This is a genomic window from Corynebacterium sp. UMB8791, assembly GCF_054166365.1.
Window position 1 is genome coordinate 1 of sequence record NZ_JBSZCG010000178.1, and the last position, 450, is coordinate 450.

Annotated in this window: 1 protein-coding gene; it reads right to left on the reverse strand. The window is 58.0% G+C overall.

Annotated elements, in window-relative coordinates; genetic code table 11:
* Window positions 1-450 (reverse strand): transposase (locus tag ACXIUA_RS11670; RefSeq protein ID WP_457976919.1); only part of this gene is annotated, 450 nt, incomplete at both ends.

The window sequence follows — 450 nt, forward strand, 5'->3', positions numbered from 1 at the left end:
GATTGTGGGTTGGCGTGTGGTGTCTTTGATGGTGTCGCGGCGTACGTGGACGAGGCAGCGTTGAATGGAGGCGTTTGGCCAGCATTGTTTGATGGCTTTGTGGGCGCCACCGGAGCCGTCTGTGGTCACGACGAGGGGTTCGGCGATCATGTCGAAGAGTTTGGCGTAGTCGTAGGCGGTTTCTCGTGTGCACCAGTGCCAGGCGACGACGTGCTCGCTGGTTGCAGCGACAAGCAGGCATTTTTTGTGGAAGTAGGTGCCGTCAATAAAAAGCTGGTCGTAGACGCGGTACGGGTCCGGTTTGCACGGGACGATGATGAACCAAAAGTAGGTGAACCAGCGGATGAGTGTGCGCCTGGAGACGTTGTGCGCAGCAGCGACAGCGTCGAGGGGACGCTGGTTGGTGATCCAGTCAATGAAGATGGCAAACCGATATGCGCTGGTCTTGGC